15 protein-coding genes and 2 pseudogenes are annotated in these 16929 nt (G+C 50.1%); 9 read left to right on the top strand and 8 right to left on the bottom strand.

Annotation, left to right across the window (positions count from 1 at the left end; genetic code table 11):
- The first annotated feature begins 791 nt into the window (after positions 1–791).
- Entirely contained in the window at positions 792–1430 is a 639-nt protein-coding gene (locus QOL81_RS25440; RefSeq protein ID WP_283440149.1) for an NAD(P)H-dependent oxidoreductase, read from the top strand.
- Between the two features lie 122 nt (positions 1431–1552).
- Here QOL81_RS25440 and QOL81_RS25435 read toward each other — a convergent pair whose 3' ends face one another.
- Positions 1553–2653 carry a zinc-binding dehydrogenase gene (locus QOL81_RS25435; RefSeq protein ID WP_502950671.1) on the bottom strand — a complete coding sequence of 367 codons (1101 nt, stop codon included), beginning with the start codon at positions 2651–2653 and terminating at the stop codon, positions 1553–1555.
- Between the two features lie 92 nt (positions 2654–2745).
- The gene (locus QOL81_RS25430; RefSeq protein WP_283440148.1) at positions 2746–4377 is read right to left on the bottom strand and encodes an AMP-binding protein; all 1632 of its coding nucleotides are present in this window, start codon (positions 4375–4377) and stop codon (positions 2746–2748) included.
- An 813-nt stretch (positions 4378–5190) separates the two neighbouring features.
- On the opposite strand from QOL81_RS25430, the gene QOL81_RS25425 reads away from it, so the two are divergent.
- From QOL81_RS25425 to grxB, 6 genes are all read left to right on the top strand, one after another.
- On the top strand, positions 5191–5859 hold the full coding sequence (locus tag QOL81_RS25425) for a TetR/AcrR family transcriptional regulator (protein ID WP_283440147.1): 669 nt from the start codon (positions 5191–5193) through the stop codon (positions 5857–5859).
- Positions 5835–6767 carry an alpha/beta hydrolase gene (locus tag QOL81_RS25420; protein ID WP_283440146.1) on the top strand — a complete coding sequence of 311 codons (933 nt, stop codon included), beginning with the start codon at positions 5835–5837 and terminating at the stop codon, positions 6765–6767. Before QOL81_RS25425 ends, QOL81_RS25420 begins: the two co-directional genes overlap by 25 nt.
- A 98-nt stretch (positions 6768–6865) precedes the next feature.
- The gene (locus tag QOL81_RS25415) at positions 6866–7969 is read left to right on the top strand and encodes a saccharopine dehydrogenase family protein (protein ID WP_283440145.1); all 1104 of its coding nucleotides are present in this window, start codon (positions 6866–6868) and stop codon (positions 7967–7969) included.
- Between the two features lie 288 nt (positions 7970–8257).
- Entirely contained in the window at positions 8258–9178 is a 921-nt protein-coding gene (locus QOL81_RS25410; protein ID WP_283440144.1) for a LysR family transcriptional regulator, read from the top strand.
- A 113-nt stretch (positions 9179–9291) separates the two neighbouring features.
- Positions 9292–9489, top strand: coding sequence for a tautomerase family protein (locus QOL81_RS25405; protein WP_283440143.1), 198 nt, complete (start codon positions 9292–9294; stop codon positions 9487–9489).
- A 90-nt stretch (positions 9490–9579) separates the two neighbouring features.
- The gene (grxB, locus tag QOL81_RS25400; RefSeq protein ID WP_283440142.1) at positions 9580–10227 is read left to right on the top strand and encodes a glutaredoxin 2; all 648 of its coding nucleotides are present in this window, start codon (positions 9580–9582) and stop codon (positions 10225–10227) included.
- Between the two features lie 298 nt (positions 10228–10525).
- Here grxB and QOL81_RS25395 read toward each other — a convergent pair whose 3' ends face one another.
- Entirely contained in the window at positions 10526–10750 is a 225-nt protein-coding gene (locus QOL81_RS25395) for a biofilm development regulator YmgB/AriR family protein (RefSeq protein WP_283440141.1), read from the bottom strand.
- Positions 10751–11363: 613 nt separating this feature from the next.
- On the opposite strand from QOL81_RS25395, the pseudogene QOL81_RS25390 reads away from it, so the two are divergent.
- Positions 11364–11480, top strand: a pseudogene (locus QOL81_RS25390) (restriction endonuclease); the annotation flags it as partial.
- 62 nt (positions 11481–11542) lie between these two features.
- Here QOL81_RS25390 and QOL81_RS25385 read toward each other — a convergent pair.
- Both QOL81_RS25385 and vapB read right to left on the bottom strand, forming a co-directional pair.
- The gene (locus QOL81_RS25385; RefSeq protein ID WP_283440139.1) at positions 11543–11959 is read right to left on the bottom strand and encodes a type II toxin-antitoxin system VapC family toxin; all 417 of its coding nucleotides are present in this window, start codon (positions 11957–11959) and stop codon (positions 11543–11545) included.
- Positions 11956–12186 carry a type II toxin-antitoxin system VapB family antitoxin gene (gene vapB / locus QOL81_RS25380; protein WP_283440138.1) on the bottom strand — a complete coding sequence of 77 codons (231 nt, stop codon included), beginning with the start codon at positions 12184–12186 and terminating at the stop codon, positions 11956–11958. Before vapB ends, QOL81_RS25385 begins: the two co-directional genes overlap by 4 nt.
- Positions 12187–12621: 435 nt before the next feature.
- Between vapB and QOL81_RS25375 the strand changes: the two genes are divergently transcribed.
- A complete protein-coding gene (locus QOL81_RS25375; RefSeq protein ID WP_141174020.1) occupies positions 12622–13443 on the top strand; it encodes a lipid II-degrading bacteriocin in 822 nt (273 codons plus the stop codon).
- A gap of 24 nt (positions 13444–13467) precedes the next feature.
- Here the strand turns inward: QOL81_RS25375 and QOL81_RS25370 are convergent, their stop codons facing one another.
- The 3 genes and pseudogenes from QOL81_RS25370 to QOL81_RS25360 form a co-directional block, all read right to left on the bottom strand.
- Positions 13468–13815 carry a YebF family protein gene (locus QOL81_RS25370; protein WP_141174021.1) on the bottom strand — a complete coding sequence of 116 codons (348 nt, stop codon included), beginning with the start codon at positions 13813–13815 and terminating at the stop codon, positions 13468–13470.
- Positions 13816–14201: 386 nt separating this feature from the next.
- The gene (locus tag QOL81_RS25365) at positions 14202–16442 is read right to left on the bottom strand and encodes a KAP family P-loop NTPase fold protein (RefSeq protein ID WP_283440137.1); all 2241 of its coding nucleotides are present in this window, start codon (positions 16440–16442) and stop codon (positions 14202–14204) included.
- A 2-nt stretch (positions 16443–16444) separates the two neighbouring features.
- Positions 16445–16929 (bottom strand): annotated as a pseudogene (locus QOL81_RS25360) (hypothetical protein); the annotation flags it as partial.

Here is a 16929-nt window from a genome sequence, read left to right as displayed (position 1 = left end):
GCACGGCTTCGGCGGCGGCGCGGTTTTTCAGGGCGGCGATCAGGGATTTCGGAAAGCGGAGGTTCAGCTGGCTGAGCATGGCGGTGTCCTGCTGTCATAGGAATCTATTGTGATGATAGCAACATCCTATAAAGCAGAAATGGAAATTACAATGCTTTACCCAATGCAGCTAGCTTCCTTTTACTATGGTTGCAACAATGAACCATTGCTAACAATTTCGCGGTCTGCTAGCGAAGCTGAGTGCGGCGGTCGGCGTTTTTGCGTCGCAGATCCGAAAAGGCCCATAACCGGATCAAGTAGGGATTCTATGCCGGAACCCCTGTATCGGGGCTTCGGGTGTACCAGTGCCGCAGCGAAGAAAGTGCAACAAAGACTGTCAGTCTGCTCAGTGACTGGGCTGGCGATCACACTCACCGACCCTGAAATAGGTAGAAACCCGTTAGGCCTCGATGACTTCGTATGAAATGACGACCCGTTTGCTCCAGGTTCCGCGATCGGCGCTCAGAGTGGCAGGAAGTTATCTGCGATGGCAGCATAACTTACGATTGCCCCACACTTTTTCATGCTCTTCTACGACAGGAATGACCAGCAGACGCTGTGCGGTATCATCATCCGCCGTATGTGTTTTTAGTTCCTGCTCATTCTCTTCAATCTGCCCACTGACCAGTCAGAGCTCAAATAGATAATCCAAAAAAATTACTTTATGCGAATTTCTGACAGCTGTTTGGGAAATTAACGTCGCGGGCACTGCGCCTTGTGTAGCACTTTATGCGATTATTTAGGAAAACCTCATGACGACCTTGAACGAAAGACTGGAATGGCGTTACGCAACCAAGAAATTCGATGCAACCAAAAGTGTTTCTGCCGAAAAAATTGAACGTATTATTGAAGCCGTGCGCCTTGCACCAACATCAAGCGGGTTACAACCTTTTGAACTTCTGGTCGTGACTAATCCGGATATCCGTGCGCAGATCCGTGCGGTGGCCTTGGATCAGGCGCAGGTCACCGATTGTTCTCACCTACTGGTGTTTGCTGCCTGGGATGACATCACATCTGAGCGCGTGAACATGATGTTCGATCTGACTAATGACTTGCGGGGGGTTAAAAGCGAAGGCTGGGAGAATTACCGCCAGATTTTGCTGGGCATCGTCAACGGTCGAAGCACCGAGGAAAATTATCAGGCTGCAGCCCGCCAGGCGTATATTGGCCTTGGCGCCGCGATCATTGCCGCCGCGTTTGAAGAGGTTGATGCAACACCAATGGAAGGGTTTGATCCGGTGGTGGTCGATGAAATACTCGGGCTGCAAGCGAAAAACTTACGCAGTGTGTTAATACTGCCGCTGGGCTATCGTGCAGACGAAGGCGATTGGCTGGTCAACCTGAAAAAAGTTCGCCGTAGTCGTGACCACTTTGTGACTGAGATAAAGTAAGTACTGAGCCCTGCTGTTTTGCTTCCCGCTTCTGGTCTATCGCCAGTAATTTCTGCCGAGATCCACCAGAAGTGTTTCCTTATCCAATCCTTGTTATGGGGGTTTGAGGTTCTTAACGTGGGTCAGACCACACTGACTATCGCTTTCCCCATATTTCCGCCTTTTAGCATAGAAAGAAAAGCATCGACAATATTATTGAAACCCCGTGTGATGTCTTCTTCAAGCACGATCTTTCCACTGCGGATATGCGGGATAATGAAGTTTTCTAATTCCGGCTGAAGATGTTTGTAGTGGCTCACCAGAAACCCCTGAAGAGTCAGGCTTTTTCCCACGACATCGAAAAGATTATAAGGTGCCGCAGGCGGGGTTAATGAACTGTACTGTGCGACGGCTCCAATCATGGCAACTCGCCCATATTCTTTAAGCGAATTTATCGCCGCTTCCAGTTGTTCACCTCCGACATTATCGAGATAGACGTCAATACCATCAGGAATGATCTCTGCCAACTGGGCGATCACCCGACCTTTCTGATAGACAAACGTGTCCGTATAACCCAGTCTTTCCTGCAGAATCTGGGCTTTTCGCGCATCACGGGTACTACCCACGATACGTTTTGCGCCAAGCAGCGTCGCGAATTGAGCCGCTGCCGTCCCCACCCCACCGGCAGCCGCCGAGATATATAAAGATTCACCCGCCTTCAGACGGATGATCTTGGTCAGGGCTACCCAGGCGGTAAGTCCGGTTCCACCGAGAATGCTCAACCATGCCGTGACAGGAACGCCGGCAACAGGCTCAAGTATTCTGACATCATCAGGTACAACCTGCGCGTAAGTTCTCCATCCTTGCCGATGAAACACCCAATCCCCAACATGTAATTCCGGCGTATTCGAGCGGATGACACGCCCGATAGTGCGTCCTTCAAGCGGTGCATTCAGCGCCCAGTCGCCGTCCATACATTCGCGCATATAAGGATCCACGGAAAAATGAATATTCTCGACCAATGCAACGCCTTCGTCTAGCGTGGGCAGGGGGGATTCTACAAAACGAAAATTCGACGATAAAGGTTCCCCTTGCGGACGAGAGACCAGATGCACAAGGACATTATGTCGTGGTTCTGTTGTCTGATGGGCCAATTTGCTCTTCATTTCTTCCTCCCGGGTGCTGGTTTCGGCCTGTTTCAACGTAAAAGCGCTCTGTTCTTCGGTATAGCGGGTCTTTCTCATGACAGAATGGCCCTATGTTCGATAAAAGAAAGACCGGGTACTGCCGTTTAGACTGGCACGGATTACAGAGAAGAGATCAATGCCTTTTCGTATTACTGCAGATCTTCCCTTAACTTATTTCTCAATACCTTACCAACCGCTGACTTAGGTAATGAGTCTATGAATACCACCCACTTGGGGTTTTTATAACCGGTAAGAAGACGCCGGCAATGTTCCTTAATTTCATCTGAAGTTAATGAGTCATCTTTCTTTACAATAAATAGTTTGACCGCTTCGCCACTGTTTTCATCTGGTATTCCAATAACAGCCGCCTCTCTGACCTTTGGATGTACGGAAACAACAGCCTCTATCTCTGCAGGATAGACATTAAACCCGGAGACCAAAATCATTTCTTTTTTTCTTCCGACTATATGGATATACCCTTGTTCGTCGCACCTTGCAATATCACCAGTGAATAGCCAGCCATCTTTTAACGCCGCTGCCGTTTCTATTGGGTTATTCCAATATCCCAACATAACTTGCGGTCCTTTTACCAATAGCTCTCCTTGTTCTCCAGTGGGAACGTCTTTGCCCAATTCATCTACCATTCTTATTTCTGTGGACGGAGCAGGCATACCTGCATGTGGATAGTATTCTTTCGTCGTATAAGGTTGTACGGAAACCAAAGGCGAGGTCTCGGTTAAACCGTAACCAATCCATATTGGTTGTTTGGTGATATCTAACCACGCCTGTGCCACCTCAGGAGTTAACGGCATTCCCGCACTAACACAAAACCTTAAGTTAGAAAAGTCGATTGACTTGAATTTTTCATTTTGCAATAGTATCCGGTATAAAGTATTAACACCCGAGATCGCAGAAAATTTCTCTTCCTCCATATTCCGTAACAGCCCTGCAATATTTTGCGGGTCAGTAATAAGCAAATTTTTCGCGCCCATTGACATGAAGAATAGTAAATTTACCGTGAGGGCGAAAATATGGTAAAGTGGCAATGCTGTAATTATTTTTTCTTCACCAATACGTAAGAGTGGATTAAACATTGCTTGAGCCTGTGCAACATTAGCCACCAGGTTTCGGTGGCTAAGCATTGCACCCTTTGCCATTCCAGTCGTACCTCCTGTGTATTGTAAAAATGCGATATCATTCCCATGAACCTCTTGGGAGTGATACTGTTCAGGCGATTCACTAGACAGGGCTGAGATAAAGTCAATGCCTATTTTATTATTGATGGTTTTCGTGTCATGTGATGAGGTTATCGCGGCTCTGTCTTCTTCATGCGTATAAATAGAAAAGAAGCCTTCCGGTAGTTTTTGATCACCACTTAACAATTCATGATATTTATTTAATGTTACTATTCCGACCGCTTGACTGTCACTCAAATGATGGAAGATTTCTCTCGGTGTAAAATGTGGATTCAAATTAACAACAACCAGGCCAGCACGGAGAGCACCTATTAATGCAATAACATATTGCCAAGAGTTAGGTAGCATAATAGCCAGGCGGTCGCCCTTTATAATATAATCACTTTGTTGTAAGAACGCGGCAAAGCGCCGACTCAGCTGGTCTAACTGTCGATAGGTTAGTGTATTTTCTCCGCAAGATAATGCGCTCTCATCGCTAAATCGGCGAAAGCAGTCTTCAAAAAAAAGCGGTAATGTTTCATATTCGAGCGGCTCAATATTGGCGGGGATCCCAACTGGGAATTTGCATTGAAAATGGCGTTCCATCTTATCTCCTATCAATCACGTTAAGTGGCCAAACCAGTTAGATGGTTGTTTAAGGATTAAGCTAATGCAAACTCAATTTATGGAAAATTTGATATTGCGCACAACTTGTTAAAAAGAATGATTGCAAGAGTTCCACACGCAGTTTGTGGGCATAGTCAGTGATCTTTCCGAATCGTAGATGGCCGTAAAATGATGAAAATTATTAATTAATAAGGTTCTACGCTATTTTAAAAAGAACATTAAAATGCCAGGGCCTCAACTACAACGCACAGATATGTTTCAAAAGCCATTCGTGCCGACGATACAACGTTTTGTAAAATATGCAGCGCCGAGAGTATTCAGCGCCGCTTACAGTGTTCGGATGACCCGTGCTCTGCGGCTCCACTCGGGACACCCTCAGGTTCATCGCGGGCTGATTGCCCTTGCTGCCATGGCGGCAGGCAGGTAAATATCGGCAATCAAGAGAAGTTACAACAAATCACAAGGGAACAGAAACCATCCCAGCGTGACACCAATGATGCATACGATAATGAGAGTGAGAAGTGCGTAAAATATTGTAAAAATCATAATGCTCCCTTTTTTCGCTCCCGCCAAAAACCTTTTATTGGGGAGGTATGAATAATTTAAGCCAGATTAGTTACTTACCTTACTTTAGCGTGTGTTCATCACTGCAAGGCCTATCCTTAAGTTCATGGGTACTTCAACGTCAGAAGAGATCTTGCTAGTCAACACGTGTTGATTAAAGATGAACTAGTGTTTATTATCAAGTTCGCTTTTACCCTATGTATCTCTGTTTGGATTTTGGAGGGCTGAATGTCCGAGCAACTTGCTGCAATACCCTCTCGTCGTACACAACGTCAGATGGAACAACCACGACGTGGCGATGAGAAGGAACGTGCCATTCTCGAGGCGGCCGAACGGGCTGTACGGAATGGGACATTTGAGTCTGTTACGATCTCTGCAATGGCGGCAAGTGCAGGCGTTTCGCGTTCAAGTTTTTATTTTTATTTCGCCTCCAAAGATGCGCTTCTTGCCACCTTGATTGAGCAGGTGCTTGTCGATAATCTTTCTAATCTGAAGATAACGGCATCACGTCAAGATACTGATCTGCCCTCAAAATTACATGAGGCCGTTAGTTATATTTCGCATACCTGGATAATACACAGGGAAATACTTTGCGCCGCGGTGGAGCTCAGTCATCGCATGCCCGCTATCGCTGAACTTTGGAGTAATGCCATCCTTGGCAGTGTAGAGATTTTTATTGAACGGCTGGATTTTCCCTCTTTGACAAGTACCGATCCTGCATTCAGACGTCAGGCCCATATACTTGCATGGGCACAGGAACGTAATCTCTATCACTTGGCTAAATCTGGCGGTGATATCAATGCATTCGAAGTACTGGCACAAGATCTGACTAATATGTGGCTGACATTCCTGCAAGTTTCCCAGGAATGTCCATGCTCAAAAAACAAAGGCGAATAACAATGAGTCCGAGCAATCGATTTGATGTGAGTTTCCATGTCCGCAATGTTAAGTGTGCGGCCTGGTTATATCTGCCACTATCTACGCCTGGTAAACCTGTTCCCGCTGTGGTCATGGCGCATGGTTTAGGGGGAGTTCGTGAGTGGCGTCTTGACAACTTTGCTCGGGCCTTTCAAAAAGCAGGCTATGCATGCCTAGTCTTTGACTATCGTGGTTTTGGCGACAGTGATGGTTCTCCAAGACAAATCGTTGATCCCAATATGTTGTTGCAAGATTGGCGCGAAGCCATTGCCTATACGCGTACCCGACCAGAGATTGATCCCGAACGTATTATCCTGTTTGGGACGTCTTTCAGTGGTGGGCATGTTACAAAACTGGGCGCCGAAGATAACAGACTTGCCGCTATCATTGCACAGTGTCCATTTTTAGATGGTCTCGCCTCTATTCGCATGACCGATCCCGTGCGTTTACTGCGGTTGACTGTCTCGGCTATCCGTGATTTGACCAGAAAATTCCGTGGCAAACCGCCTTACCTTATTGACATCGGTGGTCCGCCAGGAACAAATAGTTTGGTGATGGCGGATGCCGCAGATTTTGCTGCCATGATCCCGGAAGGCGTGCAGTCTGAAACGCAAATAGCCGCGCGTATCACACTGGATATCATAAAATATCGCCCCGGCCTTTCAACGCCAAAGATTAAGTGCCCTATTCTCTATATTTTGTGTGAGTCGGACAAACTCATTCCAATCAAATCTTCATTAGAACATGCCAGCCATGCGCCATTAGGTGAGGTGCATGTCGTTCCCTATGGGCATTTTAGTATTTACAGTGGAGAGCCCTATCAGGATGTCCTCGCTAAGGAGCTGGACTTCCTTGGCCGTAAAGTCCCCCTGGAAACTTCTGCATAGCGCAATGCTTATTTGACGACTTATGGTTAGGTTGTGATTTTATTGGCTATCGCGGCCAGCTCTCGAACCACTGATTCTTACATTTACCGGATGAGATTATGAACGCTGCTCGAATTGTTGTATTTGGTGCGACTGGGTATACAGGCACTCTCTTGGCTCATGCGCTTGTTGAGCGCGGTGCTCGCCCAATTTTGGCCGGGCGCTCTCAGGAAAAATTATCGTTGCTGGCGTCGCAGTTGGGCAATTTGGAAACACACATTGCTGATGTGTCTGATCCTCAGTCTATTCGCGAAATACTGCGCGAAGGCGATGTGCTGGTATCAACGGTAGGACCCTTTTTACGCTGGGGAGATGCTGCAATCTCAGCGGCAATAGAGGCCGGAGCCATTTACCTGGACTCAACCGGGGAACCAGGCTTCATTCAAAAAGTCTTTGAGCATTATGGTCCGCTTGCCTTCAAGCGTTCAACCACCCTGCTTACCGCTTCCGGTTTTGATTGGGTACCAGGCAATCTGGCGAGCACGCTGGCGCTGAAAGAAGCGGGTCAGTCCGCAACCAGTCTAGAGGTATCTTACCTGCTCAATGGCACCAGTGCAGAAAGTGGGGGAGCGAAAGCGAGTGCGTTTGCGGCATTGATGGCACCCTCATTTGCTTACCGAGGGGGGAAATTGATATCCGAACGTACAGCGGCGCGAGCCATGCGCGTGAAAGATATCAAAGGAAAATCGCGCTGGGTATTGAGTGCAGGCGGAACTGAGCACTTTACGATGCCGGAGCGTTTTTTACAACTGCGCAATGTGAAGGTTGGTTTAGGACTGTATGGTTCCAGTTCTGTTGTATTTCCCTATATCTCAGCGACGTTGAATGCCTTGATGAAAACGCCATTATTGGGATCATTTCTTCGTAATGCCATGCAGCGCAGCATGGCCGGTTCAAGCGGTGGCCCGAGTGAGGCAGAACGTGCGTCGGGATCAACGAATGTGATAGCACGTACCTATTCTTCTGATAATAAGTTACTGAATAGTGTTGCTTTATCTGGTGTGGATGGGTTTACCTTTACGGCGAATTTTTTAGCGTGGGCCGCTATTCATGCCGCGACTCATGGTATTCAGGATAAGGGGGCCTTAGGTCCCGTTCAAGCATTTGGCCTTGAAACCCTGACTGAAGGTATTCGCCAAAGTGGCCTGACGTTAGTGAAGTAATGCAGGATAGAGGGTCACCGCGGCCCTTTCGTGGTCAGGGAGGGGGAATGTTGACATCAAGTAAGAGACTTACCCGATCGGCTTCTCCCTGCTTTGCACATTGAGATCATGTCACGTGAACACATGGTTTTCGCCTGACGTGTCGCATCCAATTGGCCTTGTCATCAAAGAACCACCGGAAGGACAGGATGGGGGGGGATCAGGCCAGTTTGTATAACATCGGCAGCGCCGGGTACCCGACTCTCCTGTGCTCTGCCCTATCTCTTTGACTCCATTCAGGCGCCCATTATGCCCGCCGTGATTTCTACTGAATCTTTCAGCAGCGTCGTCCATTTTGTGACCGCCGCCAATACAAATAGCTTTACTGCTGCAGCTGAGCTACTGGGGGTGTCAAAATCAGCCATTGGCAAAAGTATTCAGCGGTTGGAACAAAACCTCGGTATCTTACTGTTTCATCGCACCACCCGTAAAATTAGACTGACAGCCGAAGGCGAAGTGTATCTGGCAAGCTGTCAGAGTGCGCTGGAAACGTTACAAATGGCCGAGAGGTCACTGCGAGCAACGCTCACGGAACCTAGCGGTACGGTCAGGGTTGATCTACCTGCTGCTTTTGGCCGCTCAGTGATGATGCCGATGTTGCTGGATATGACAAGGCGTTTTCCACATCTGAAGCTGACTATCACTTTTAATGACAGTGTTATTAATCCTGTGGATGTTGGGTTTGATCTTGCTGTCCGCTTTGGTCCCGTGGAAGACACAACAGATTTGATCGCCCGCAAGCTCAATGCGCAGCAGCTCATCATATGTGCATCTCCCGACTACATTTCCACGTATGGCCGACCTGAAACGTTAGACGATCTTACACACCATCGTTGTATTATGGGCTGGCGTGTCGGCACTCCGCTAAACTGGTTGATCCGTGATAACGGAGGGAAAGATGTCAGGCTTAAACTCGTGCCCTTTCATCAAATCAGCCATGGTGATGCGATGATTGATGCCTGTCTCGCCGGCGCCGGTTTGATCCAGTTTCCGGAGGCGTTACTGAGGCCATATATACTGACCGGTAAATTAGTGCCGCTTCTGACAGCCTACAATCCAGGGCCTACAGAGCTCAATGTGATATGGCCTCGTGCTCGTCATCTGTTGCCTGGCGTACGTATTATCATTGATGAGTTGCTCGCGCTCGCTTCACAGAAAGCATTGGGATGATTGTACACTTAATGTCTACACTCTGACGCCTTTTAACTTCTTTATCCCCTGCCATGACTGGCGTAAGATTTTTTTAACGTCAGACCTGCTGACAATTTATGGGGGGTTCTCGTATGCCGGTGGTTAATATCCAGATGTTAGACGGTCGTGACGACGCTAAACCCGCGATTGCTAAAGCGGTGACTGACGCGATCGCAACCCATGCAAAGGTCGACCCCAAGTATATTTATGTCATTTTCAACGATGTCACTCCTGCCAATTGTGCCATTTCGGGTGAGATTATTGCAGAGACATTGAAGAAGTCGCCTTAACATCGCTAACGGCCCCGTTCATTGCCATGTACACCTTGCCCTTTGGGGGCATATGACTCTCATCCTGCAGACTATAAATGACATTACGTTATGAAACTTTATGCTTACGATCACTGCCCATTTTGTGTCCGCTCACGCATGATTTTTGGTTTAAAAAATATCGCGTGTGAAGTCATTTATTTACCCAATAATGATGAAGAGACGCCAACGCAGCTCATAGGAAAAAAAATGCTTCCTGTGTTGGTTTCTGAAAACCATGAGCCGATGGGGGAAAGCCTTGATATCGTCCAATTCATTGATGAGAATTACGGTTCTCCTGTTCTGACGTTACCAGAGAATGTTGCGATCGAAGCCTGGATGGAAGATGCAACAAAAGTGATTTATCTTTTGGCGATCCCCCGTTGGGCCAGTTCTGATTTTGAAGAGTTCCGCCACTATGAGGCGAGAAAGTATTTTGTGAGCAAAAAAGAAGCGTTTTTTGGCTCATTCCCTCACCTACTCGATCAATCAGAAAAACTGATTGCTGAGATAAATTTAAAACTTGAAGGTCTTGAGTTTTTGCTCTCTCAGCAAGAAATGGATACCGAGCATTTTTCGCTAACGGATATCCGCCTTTTCCCATTGCTCCGTTCGTTATCCATTGTCAAAGGGATCCATTGGCCAAACCTGGTTGATGCATGGCGCAAGGAAATGTCTGCCTGGTCACGGGTTAATCTTAATGACGATATCGCTATTTGAATTTGATGTTGGTTTTGATTGTCACGGTATACTTTCATCAGAACGGTGACGTTATTCCCTGAGTTGGTCGCTGTTTAGCCGCCGGTTGCGGTGCGCCCTGGTCATATGGCATGCATTACTGCGATGAATATGTCACATATGGAATATGTTTAACATTGCTGGTCCGGTCATGACGCAGGCCCTTGAATAATCCCGCAGCGATGCGGGATTATTTATATTGTAGAACTAGCCAGCGCTGGTTGTTACACCATTGTTGATACAATTTCTCCTATCGCGTTCGTTATTGTCATGGTTATCTTCACTTGCTGTATTTAATGGTTCCTACAAACTCTAATACCTTTCTGTACAACTGAAACTCTTCGTTATCAGATGCCCTTTCCATCTCGGTCACTATTTGAGATAAGACATTATCAGTGTTGAGGTTTTTCTTCCTAACAAGAATGTCCATGACGCATCTCCCCAGTAAAGCGCTCATTTTATCGAGGCTTTGCATCTCACTTTCCGTAAGTTTTTGAATATTCATAAAACCTCCAACAAATTATTTTTTGGAATAAGTCCACAGAAGTAGTTAAAGGTTCTTTATGGGTGTTCGTGATGTTACACGTGAAATTATTATGGGCTGAGTGTCATTGAATGACGCTTTTAAATTAAACGCATTTGAAATTTATAACAAGTAAAATAATTACGGATGAATAACTCAGTAGGAACACTCAAAAAAGATATGGGGAGGCGTGTTTCCGTGATAGCGAAAGGCTACATGGGTAGTGATTTACAACACAAACGCCTGTTAACGCAGAAGGTCAGCTTAGAATGCAAGTACATGAAAAGTGCTGAAAGGATAGAGAGTAGGATTAGTACCAATAAATAATATTTTTTCATTATTTTTGTCAGACTATGAAAAGCTCATAACTGTAAGTTTGATTCCCTGATGTTGTCATATATGACCCTATATAATCTACCCCGCCAAACGTTAAGGCGTCAAGCTTATTGCATAGGCCACATGGATTAAAAATGACCTATATCGATATACGTGGTTGCGCCGGCGTCACTGGTAAGCATCAAAGCAGCTTTAGCAGATCGGCCACGAACTTAGCGAAGGTGTCCGGCGGTGCATCAGGCTTATGAGCTTTATCATTCATTCAATCAGTCACGGGATCGCCCTGCCCGACCTTCTGGAGGCAAAACTTCGGCATGCCGCCGAAGCGGGGGAGCTTTATGCCGAATTTGACCGGCTTTACACCCTTAAAAACTAACTACCCGGCACGCTGAAATAACCGACTGGGCGTTATGCATAGTGGTCCTCGAAACCATCCGCTTACTTCACCCAGTCTTCCAGTATGAGACCCGGTACCCGCGCAAACTCCCGTGTATTATTTGTCACCAGCACGGCGCCGGCGGCAATGGCATGGCCGGCGATCGCGGTGTCGTTCGGGCCGATCGGCGTCCCGGCTGCGGCCAGGGCGGCCTTGATCTCGGCAGTGGCGTCCACCGCCGCCCGGTCCCAGGGCAGGATAGCATCGAGACGGGCGCAGAAGGCGTCGACCAGCTGCGCGTGGCGCGGCGACGCTTTCTTGCCGATCGCGCCGAAGCGCATTTCAGCGTAGGTGATGGCTGAGACCACGATGCGGTGGTTACGCAGCACCGCCTGCTCCAGGCGTTTGATCACGGCTTCCGGCTGCTCGCGCATAATGAACGAGCAAATGTTGGTGTCGAGCATATAGGTCTTGTTCACAGGTCAAATCGTCCTTCGTCGCTGACCACGTCCGCCCGCTCCGCCATAAAGTCCGGGTCGGCCTTATCCAGCTGCGCGAACGAACCCCAGGTCGGCCGGACGGGGCGCAGGATGATGCTGTCCCCTTCGCGGGCGATCTCAAGCTCGCTCACCCCCTCAAAATCCAGATCGCGGGGCAGGCGGATGGCGCGGTTATTGCCGTTTTTAAAAATCGATACGGTTCGCATGATGTCCTCCTGGTTTATGGCCTCATGGCCCATCTGCATAGGCTCAGTATATGACAATGTGTCACATATGTATATGTTACACATATGCAGGTGTGTTACATATACATATGTTTTACCTATGTCACTTTCTGTGTTTTTCTCTTCAGATCCGATTTCTGGCAAACCCGGAAAGACTCCGGGTTTGGAGCGATAACTTAAAAGCGATAGCCGCTGACGCAAAATCAATCCGTCACGCATCTCAACTGGTTAAATAATGCTCTTAACGTACAAAATTTTCCGATCTCCAAACTGACCCCATTCCGTGTTGTTTGCACGTTGATACAACGCTGAGCGGTTTGCGGCATGAATAGCTCCCATTAATCTGTAGTCAAGCAAATTCACGCATTCTCGCGTGGAGTTCTTGCTTTAAACTATTTGAATTAACAGGAGATATTTATGTCAGATACCATGACAGTTGTCGGTACACCCACCGGTTTTGAACCTGCAGGTTATGGCGGTGGTCTGTCTGATCCATCGATGCCAAACACCGGTATCAGTTCAGGTCAGCTTCATTTGCAGGTCACCTTGCCTTATTACCAGTCACCACGATTGTGTCAAAGCGCAATGGCCTGGCTGGCCAAATATGTCAAAGACCATGGAGCGAACGATCCACTAACCATTCAGGTGGTTGCGAACAATATTCGTTGCTTCGTGAACGCGGATACCAACCTGGTACATAATCGTCGCCTGACGGTTTATGACGCCTATCACAGCATCAATCCGCATCCGTCGAAGTACGATTACCACTCGATGAGCCTCTATCAAATGAGCGGTAATGTCGTCACGCCGGCGGCCGCTTTTGGTCACTATCTGTGGGGGGAGGGGCAGGAACGTTACGTAAATCTGCCGGATGTGGGGTTAAAGGTTGCCCCAACGCAGATTGAACCGTTGATGGCCATGGTTAATTCCGGTGTAGTCGGTAATATTCCGTTTGCCGCCGATTTTATCCGCGACACCTTCGTTGACGGGATTATTCCGGGCTCATACCTGGGTCATATCAAACTGCGCACGGAAGGGACTCTGTCCATCCAGAATGGCGGCGCGTGGAGTTATAATGGTGTGATCCGCGCTTATAACGACACGTTTGACTTTAACCTCGGTAATTTCCGCGGCCCTATTGCTGAGTCGATGACCTACCTGGGCAGCATGTTCAGCGGGACCGCGTATAACATTGCGTTGCCTGGCCAGATTGCCATTTCGGGCTCAGGCCAACGATAATCATGTGGGGCCGAGCGATCGGCCCTAGTCCACAGAAAACTCGATATGTCCCGTATCACAGACGTAGATACCGGTATAACCATGAGATTTTTCAGGTCCGCTGGCGGTAAAGGGAACCATCAACGTGTCGTCTTTGCCTGGGTTGGCGCCACGCGGGATTTTACCCCATGAGAATGAAGGGGCTGACGTTCCTATCTGCTCTTGTGCTGAAGGCCAGCGTGGAAGCATGCTGACAAAAGCGTTCTTCACTTCTTCCTGAACTTTTGCATCCGTGCTCTGAAGACAATTATGTTTGGGTGCAGACGGCCAAAAAATCACAATAGCAATCGCGATAACTGCCACCAAAATAATCACCTTAGCCTGCTTTTTCATCGATCCTCTCCGTGTTGATAAGTCCTGTGGATGTCGTCACTCGCTGAGTAGAAGCTGACGCTCAGTGGAACGAAAACTCACGTTAAGAAATTTTCTGCCTTTGACGCCGCTTTTAACGGCCTCAGATGTCCTTTGGTCATCCTTTCTGAGTATGTTACATGATAACGAGGCTTGATGTGTTTCGTGTGAAGTTGGCAATTATTTCAGGCGCACGACTGGCACGTAGTTCAGCCGCGTGGTCCAGGCAGGGGATGCCGTTCAGCTCGCGCACCGTGCGCTCGAGCACCACCGAAAACTGTCGGCGCGCCGCTGAGGTGCAGGGACAGGAACGGCGGCAGGCCGTCGTCGGCGCCCTGCCCCGCGATGAACCACAATGAATTGCAGGATTAGAAACGGTTTCGCTTGATCGACTGCTCCACCTGATTAACCTGTTCCGCGAACTGGCCTCCCTCCCTGATGCGGGCAATACGCGCTTGCACTTCCTGAGGCTCGCCCAGAAATTCGGTCACCTCAGCCAGATTCAGCGCGCGGTATTGCCCATCCTCCGAACTGGAGCCATGATACCGCAGCTGCAGCAGCAGGTTCAGAAAAGCCTCATCCTCTTCGACTTGGCGATCGACCCATTTCTGTACTGCTGAAACCCCGCTGATGTCACGCCATGCCCAGATATACGAACCCAGCAGGGCAAAGGCCGGCAGTTCGTTGGTGATGGTTGGGCTGTTTAGTCTCATTGCCATGGTTTTCCGTAAGGTAAAGACGTTACCCTGATCCATCCCCTCTACCAGCTGATGACCCGTTCTGTCTCCGACTATCCCATGCTGCCACAGCAGGTGACGGACATATTCCGCGCACCAGTACCAGGCTTTGCCGTCCCGGAGTCGTGTAGCCAGGAACTTCATGGTGGACGCAGCATCCTCCCGCAGTATTCGTTGAATTAGCCGATCCGCCACGCTGTAGGTATCCAGTTGGTGCAGCGCAAACCACTCGTTGTCTTGCCGATAGCGCTCCACCATGACATCCCCGTTGTCGAAGAAGAACTGCAGCAAACCCTGGCACTCGGCCGGCGTTCTGCGCTCAATCAGGGGGGACGTCAGCTGGGTAATGATGTGTTCAAACCAGGTCCGGGAGGATAAGTTCTTGCTCTGAATATAACCGAGCAGGCATTGCGCAAGTTCCTGCTGCTTTTGAGGCTGGCCGGCGAGCGTGAAGAGTTGCTCAAAAATCTGTGGTGACAGGACATTTTGTGGTGCGGAGAAGGCGAAGTAGTATCGCCAGTATGCCTGGCTGCTCAGCCGCTTCCCTGCTGTCTGCATGGCACTTTCCTGCGGCCCGGTTCGTGCAAAGAGCGTGACGGGGGGTTTTGTCAACCCACCAGAGATCCCCGGAACCCACTGGCCCAACGTATATGCGGAATGCGCTTTGGCCGGGAAATACCGCATCAGGTGCTGCTCAAGACGGCCTACCAGGGCCTCTTGCTCCTCGTCACTGACCTGGCCATCTCCGGCCTCCACCACGCTCCGTTCCGACAGGTATTCTTCCACCCAGTCATACAGACCCGAATTCGTTGTGCGGAGCAGTTGCAGGAAGCACAGATCCGGGAAATACACATAGTCTCGCATGCCCGCATAACGGAACCTCAGCGCAGTGAGGACGGTCTGAACTTCCCGGGGCGTTTTCAGCGTGGCGCCATAAACATCCGCAACTGTCGCCAGGTCAGCCAACATGCCCTTCTCCGGAGGAAACTCATTCTCCGTTTGGTATAACTCAATGGCGGCATCGCGGAATTGCTGGCGCAGCGCAAAGGATTCCGGGCGCGGCAGTCCGAATGAGATCTGGATAATTTTCTGCAGGTACAGGCTCCCGTCTTTGACACCCAGCCCCTGGCTGATGGCCTGTGACAGCACCGCTTTGTCATAACAGAGCAGGTAGCGAAAGCGGGGAAAATCCGCGACCGACTTCACCAGCCGGATCACCTCCACGGCCTGGGCCGGTTCGAGGCGGTCGAGATCGTCCAGCAGGACTATGAAGCTCAGATCCAATTCCTCGATTTTTCGGGCAATCTCGTCGCGCATGCCGGCCGTGGTTTTTTCTTTTTCTTTCAGCCAGTGCGAGTCTGCCACGGCGTTCAGTGCGCCGCTGGCATTGGGGACGCCGGGAATGACCGCGGCGATCTGAGCGACAGGTGCCAGATTCCGGGCGGTTGCCCGGGTGTAGTCCATCAGCGTCTGGGCGGTGCCGGTCAGCGCTTTTTTCCTTCTGAGTGCCTTCCGTTCCTTCGCTGAAAGCCGGCGTTCTTCTTCCTCGGCAATGATGGCGGCGACCGGAAGCAGTAAGGACGCCACCAGGGGCGTATCACTGCCGTCGAGCCAGGGGGAAACCGTCAGCACGAAGGTCTGTTTATCCGGTTGTTCAGCCAGCGCCGTGCGCAGCAGATTCAGGAGGCTGGTTTTCCCCGTTCCCCAGGCGCCTTCGATTCCGATCACGGCACTGCCCTCCCGGCCGATCCCCTGAATGGCGCGGGCTAACTCGGTGGCAATGTGGGTGAAACCATAACTGTCTTCGTCCTTATGGCGGATGGCGCGATCGGGATGTTGCCCCTGCCGGTTTTCTTGCGGTGAATGCGTCATGGTTACAGATCCCCGTAGAGCGCGGCGAGCTCGGCCAGCGCCGCGGCGGCCGCCGGGCGCTCCAGCTGCGCGAGCAGATCGGCCTCGAGCGCGGTGAAGGTGTCCGGCGCCAGCCGCAGCCGCAGATTAGGCAACACCAGACCGATGTCGCCGCTCTCCGGCACCTGCAGCGAGACGTGCCGCCCCTGATAGCTGCGGGTGAGATCGCCGTGCTGACGCGCGCGCAGCAGGCGGCGCAGCTCGGCGAACACCGGCCAGCTGAAGGTCGACTGGAAGACCGCGCCGCGGATATGCAGGGACAGGAACGGTGGCAGGCCGTCGTCGGCGCCCGGATAGGCGCCCTGCCCGGCGACGATCTCCACCGTGGCGCTGAGTTCGCCGGCGGCGGCGGTAAGCAGCAGGCGCTCCACGAAGGGCGCGGTCAGCGCCAGGTATTCGGCCAGCGCCGGATCGTCGGCGCGCTGCGCGGCGACCGCCAGCGGGAAGA

The sequence above is a fragment of the Serratia sp. CC22-02 genome, assembly GCF_900182895.1.
Classification (GTDB): domain Bacteria; phylum Pseudomonadota; class Gammaproteobacteria; order Enterobacterales; family Enterobacteriaceae; genus Serratia; species Serratia nevei.
This window is presented reverse-complemented; position numbering and strand designations above follow the sequence as displayed.

Excerpts from the sequence above, each read along its gene's own strand:
- QOL81_RS25425 (WP_283440147.1), top strand. The coding sequence starts at position 5,191 with ATGTCCGAGCAACTTGCTGCAATACCCTCTCGTCGTACACAACGTCAG.
- vapB (WP_283440138.1), bottom strand. The coding sequence starts at position 12,186 with ATGCGAACCGTATCGATTTTTAAAAACGGCAATAACCGCGCCATCCGC.
- QOL81_RS25405 (WP_283440143.1), top strand. The coding sequence starts at position 9,292 with ATGCCGGTGGTTAATATCCAGATGTTAGACGGTCGTGACGACGCTAAA.
- QOL81_RS25375 (WP_141174020.1), top strand. The coding sequence starts at position 12,622 with ATGTCAGATACCATGACAGTTGTCGGTACACCCACCGGTTTTGAACCT.
- QOL81_RS25395 (WP_283440141.1), bottom strand. The coding sequence starts at position 10,750 with ATGAATATTCAAAAACTTACGGAAAGTGAGATGCAAAGCCTCGATAAA.
- QOL81_RS25430 (WP_283440148.1), bottom strand. The coding sequence starts at position 4,377 with ATGGAACGCCATTTTCAATGCAAATTCCCAGTTGGGATCCCCGCCAAT.
- QOL81_RS25410 (WP_283440144.1), top strand. The coding sequence starts at position 8,258 with ATGCCCGCCGTGATTTCTACTGAATCTTTCAGCAGCGTCGTCCATTTT.
- QOL81_RS25435 (WP_502950671.1), bottom strand. The coding sequence starts at position 2,653 with ATGAGAAAGACCCGCTATACCGAAGAACAGAGCGCTTTTACGTTGAAA.
- QOL81_RS25440 (WP_283440149.1), top strand. The coding sequence starts at position 792 with ATGACGACCTTGAACGAAAGACTGGAATGGCGTTACGCAACCAAGAAA.
- QOL81_RS25365 (WP_283440137.1), bottom strand. The coding sequence starts at position 16,442 with ATGACGCATTCACCGCAAGAAAACCGGCAGGGGCAACATCCCGATCGC.
- grxB (WP_283440142.1), top strand. The coding sequence starts at position 9,580 with ATGAAACTTTATGCTTACGATCACTGCCCATTTTGTGTCCGCTCACGC.
- QOL81_RS25420 (WP_283440146.1), top strand. The coding sequence starts at position 5,835 with ATGCTCAAAAAACAAAGGCGAATAACAATGAGTCCGAGCAATCGATTT.
- QOL81_RS25370 (WP_141174021.1), bottom strand. The coding sequence starts at position 13,815 with ATGAAAAAGCAGGCTAAGGTGATTATTTTGGTGGCAGTTATCGCGATT.
- QOL81_RS25415 (WP_283440145.1), top strand. The coding sequence starts at position 6,866 with ATGAACGCTGCTCGAATTGTTGTATTTGGTGCGACTGGGTATACAGGC.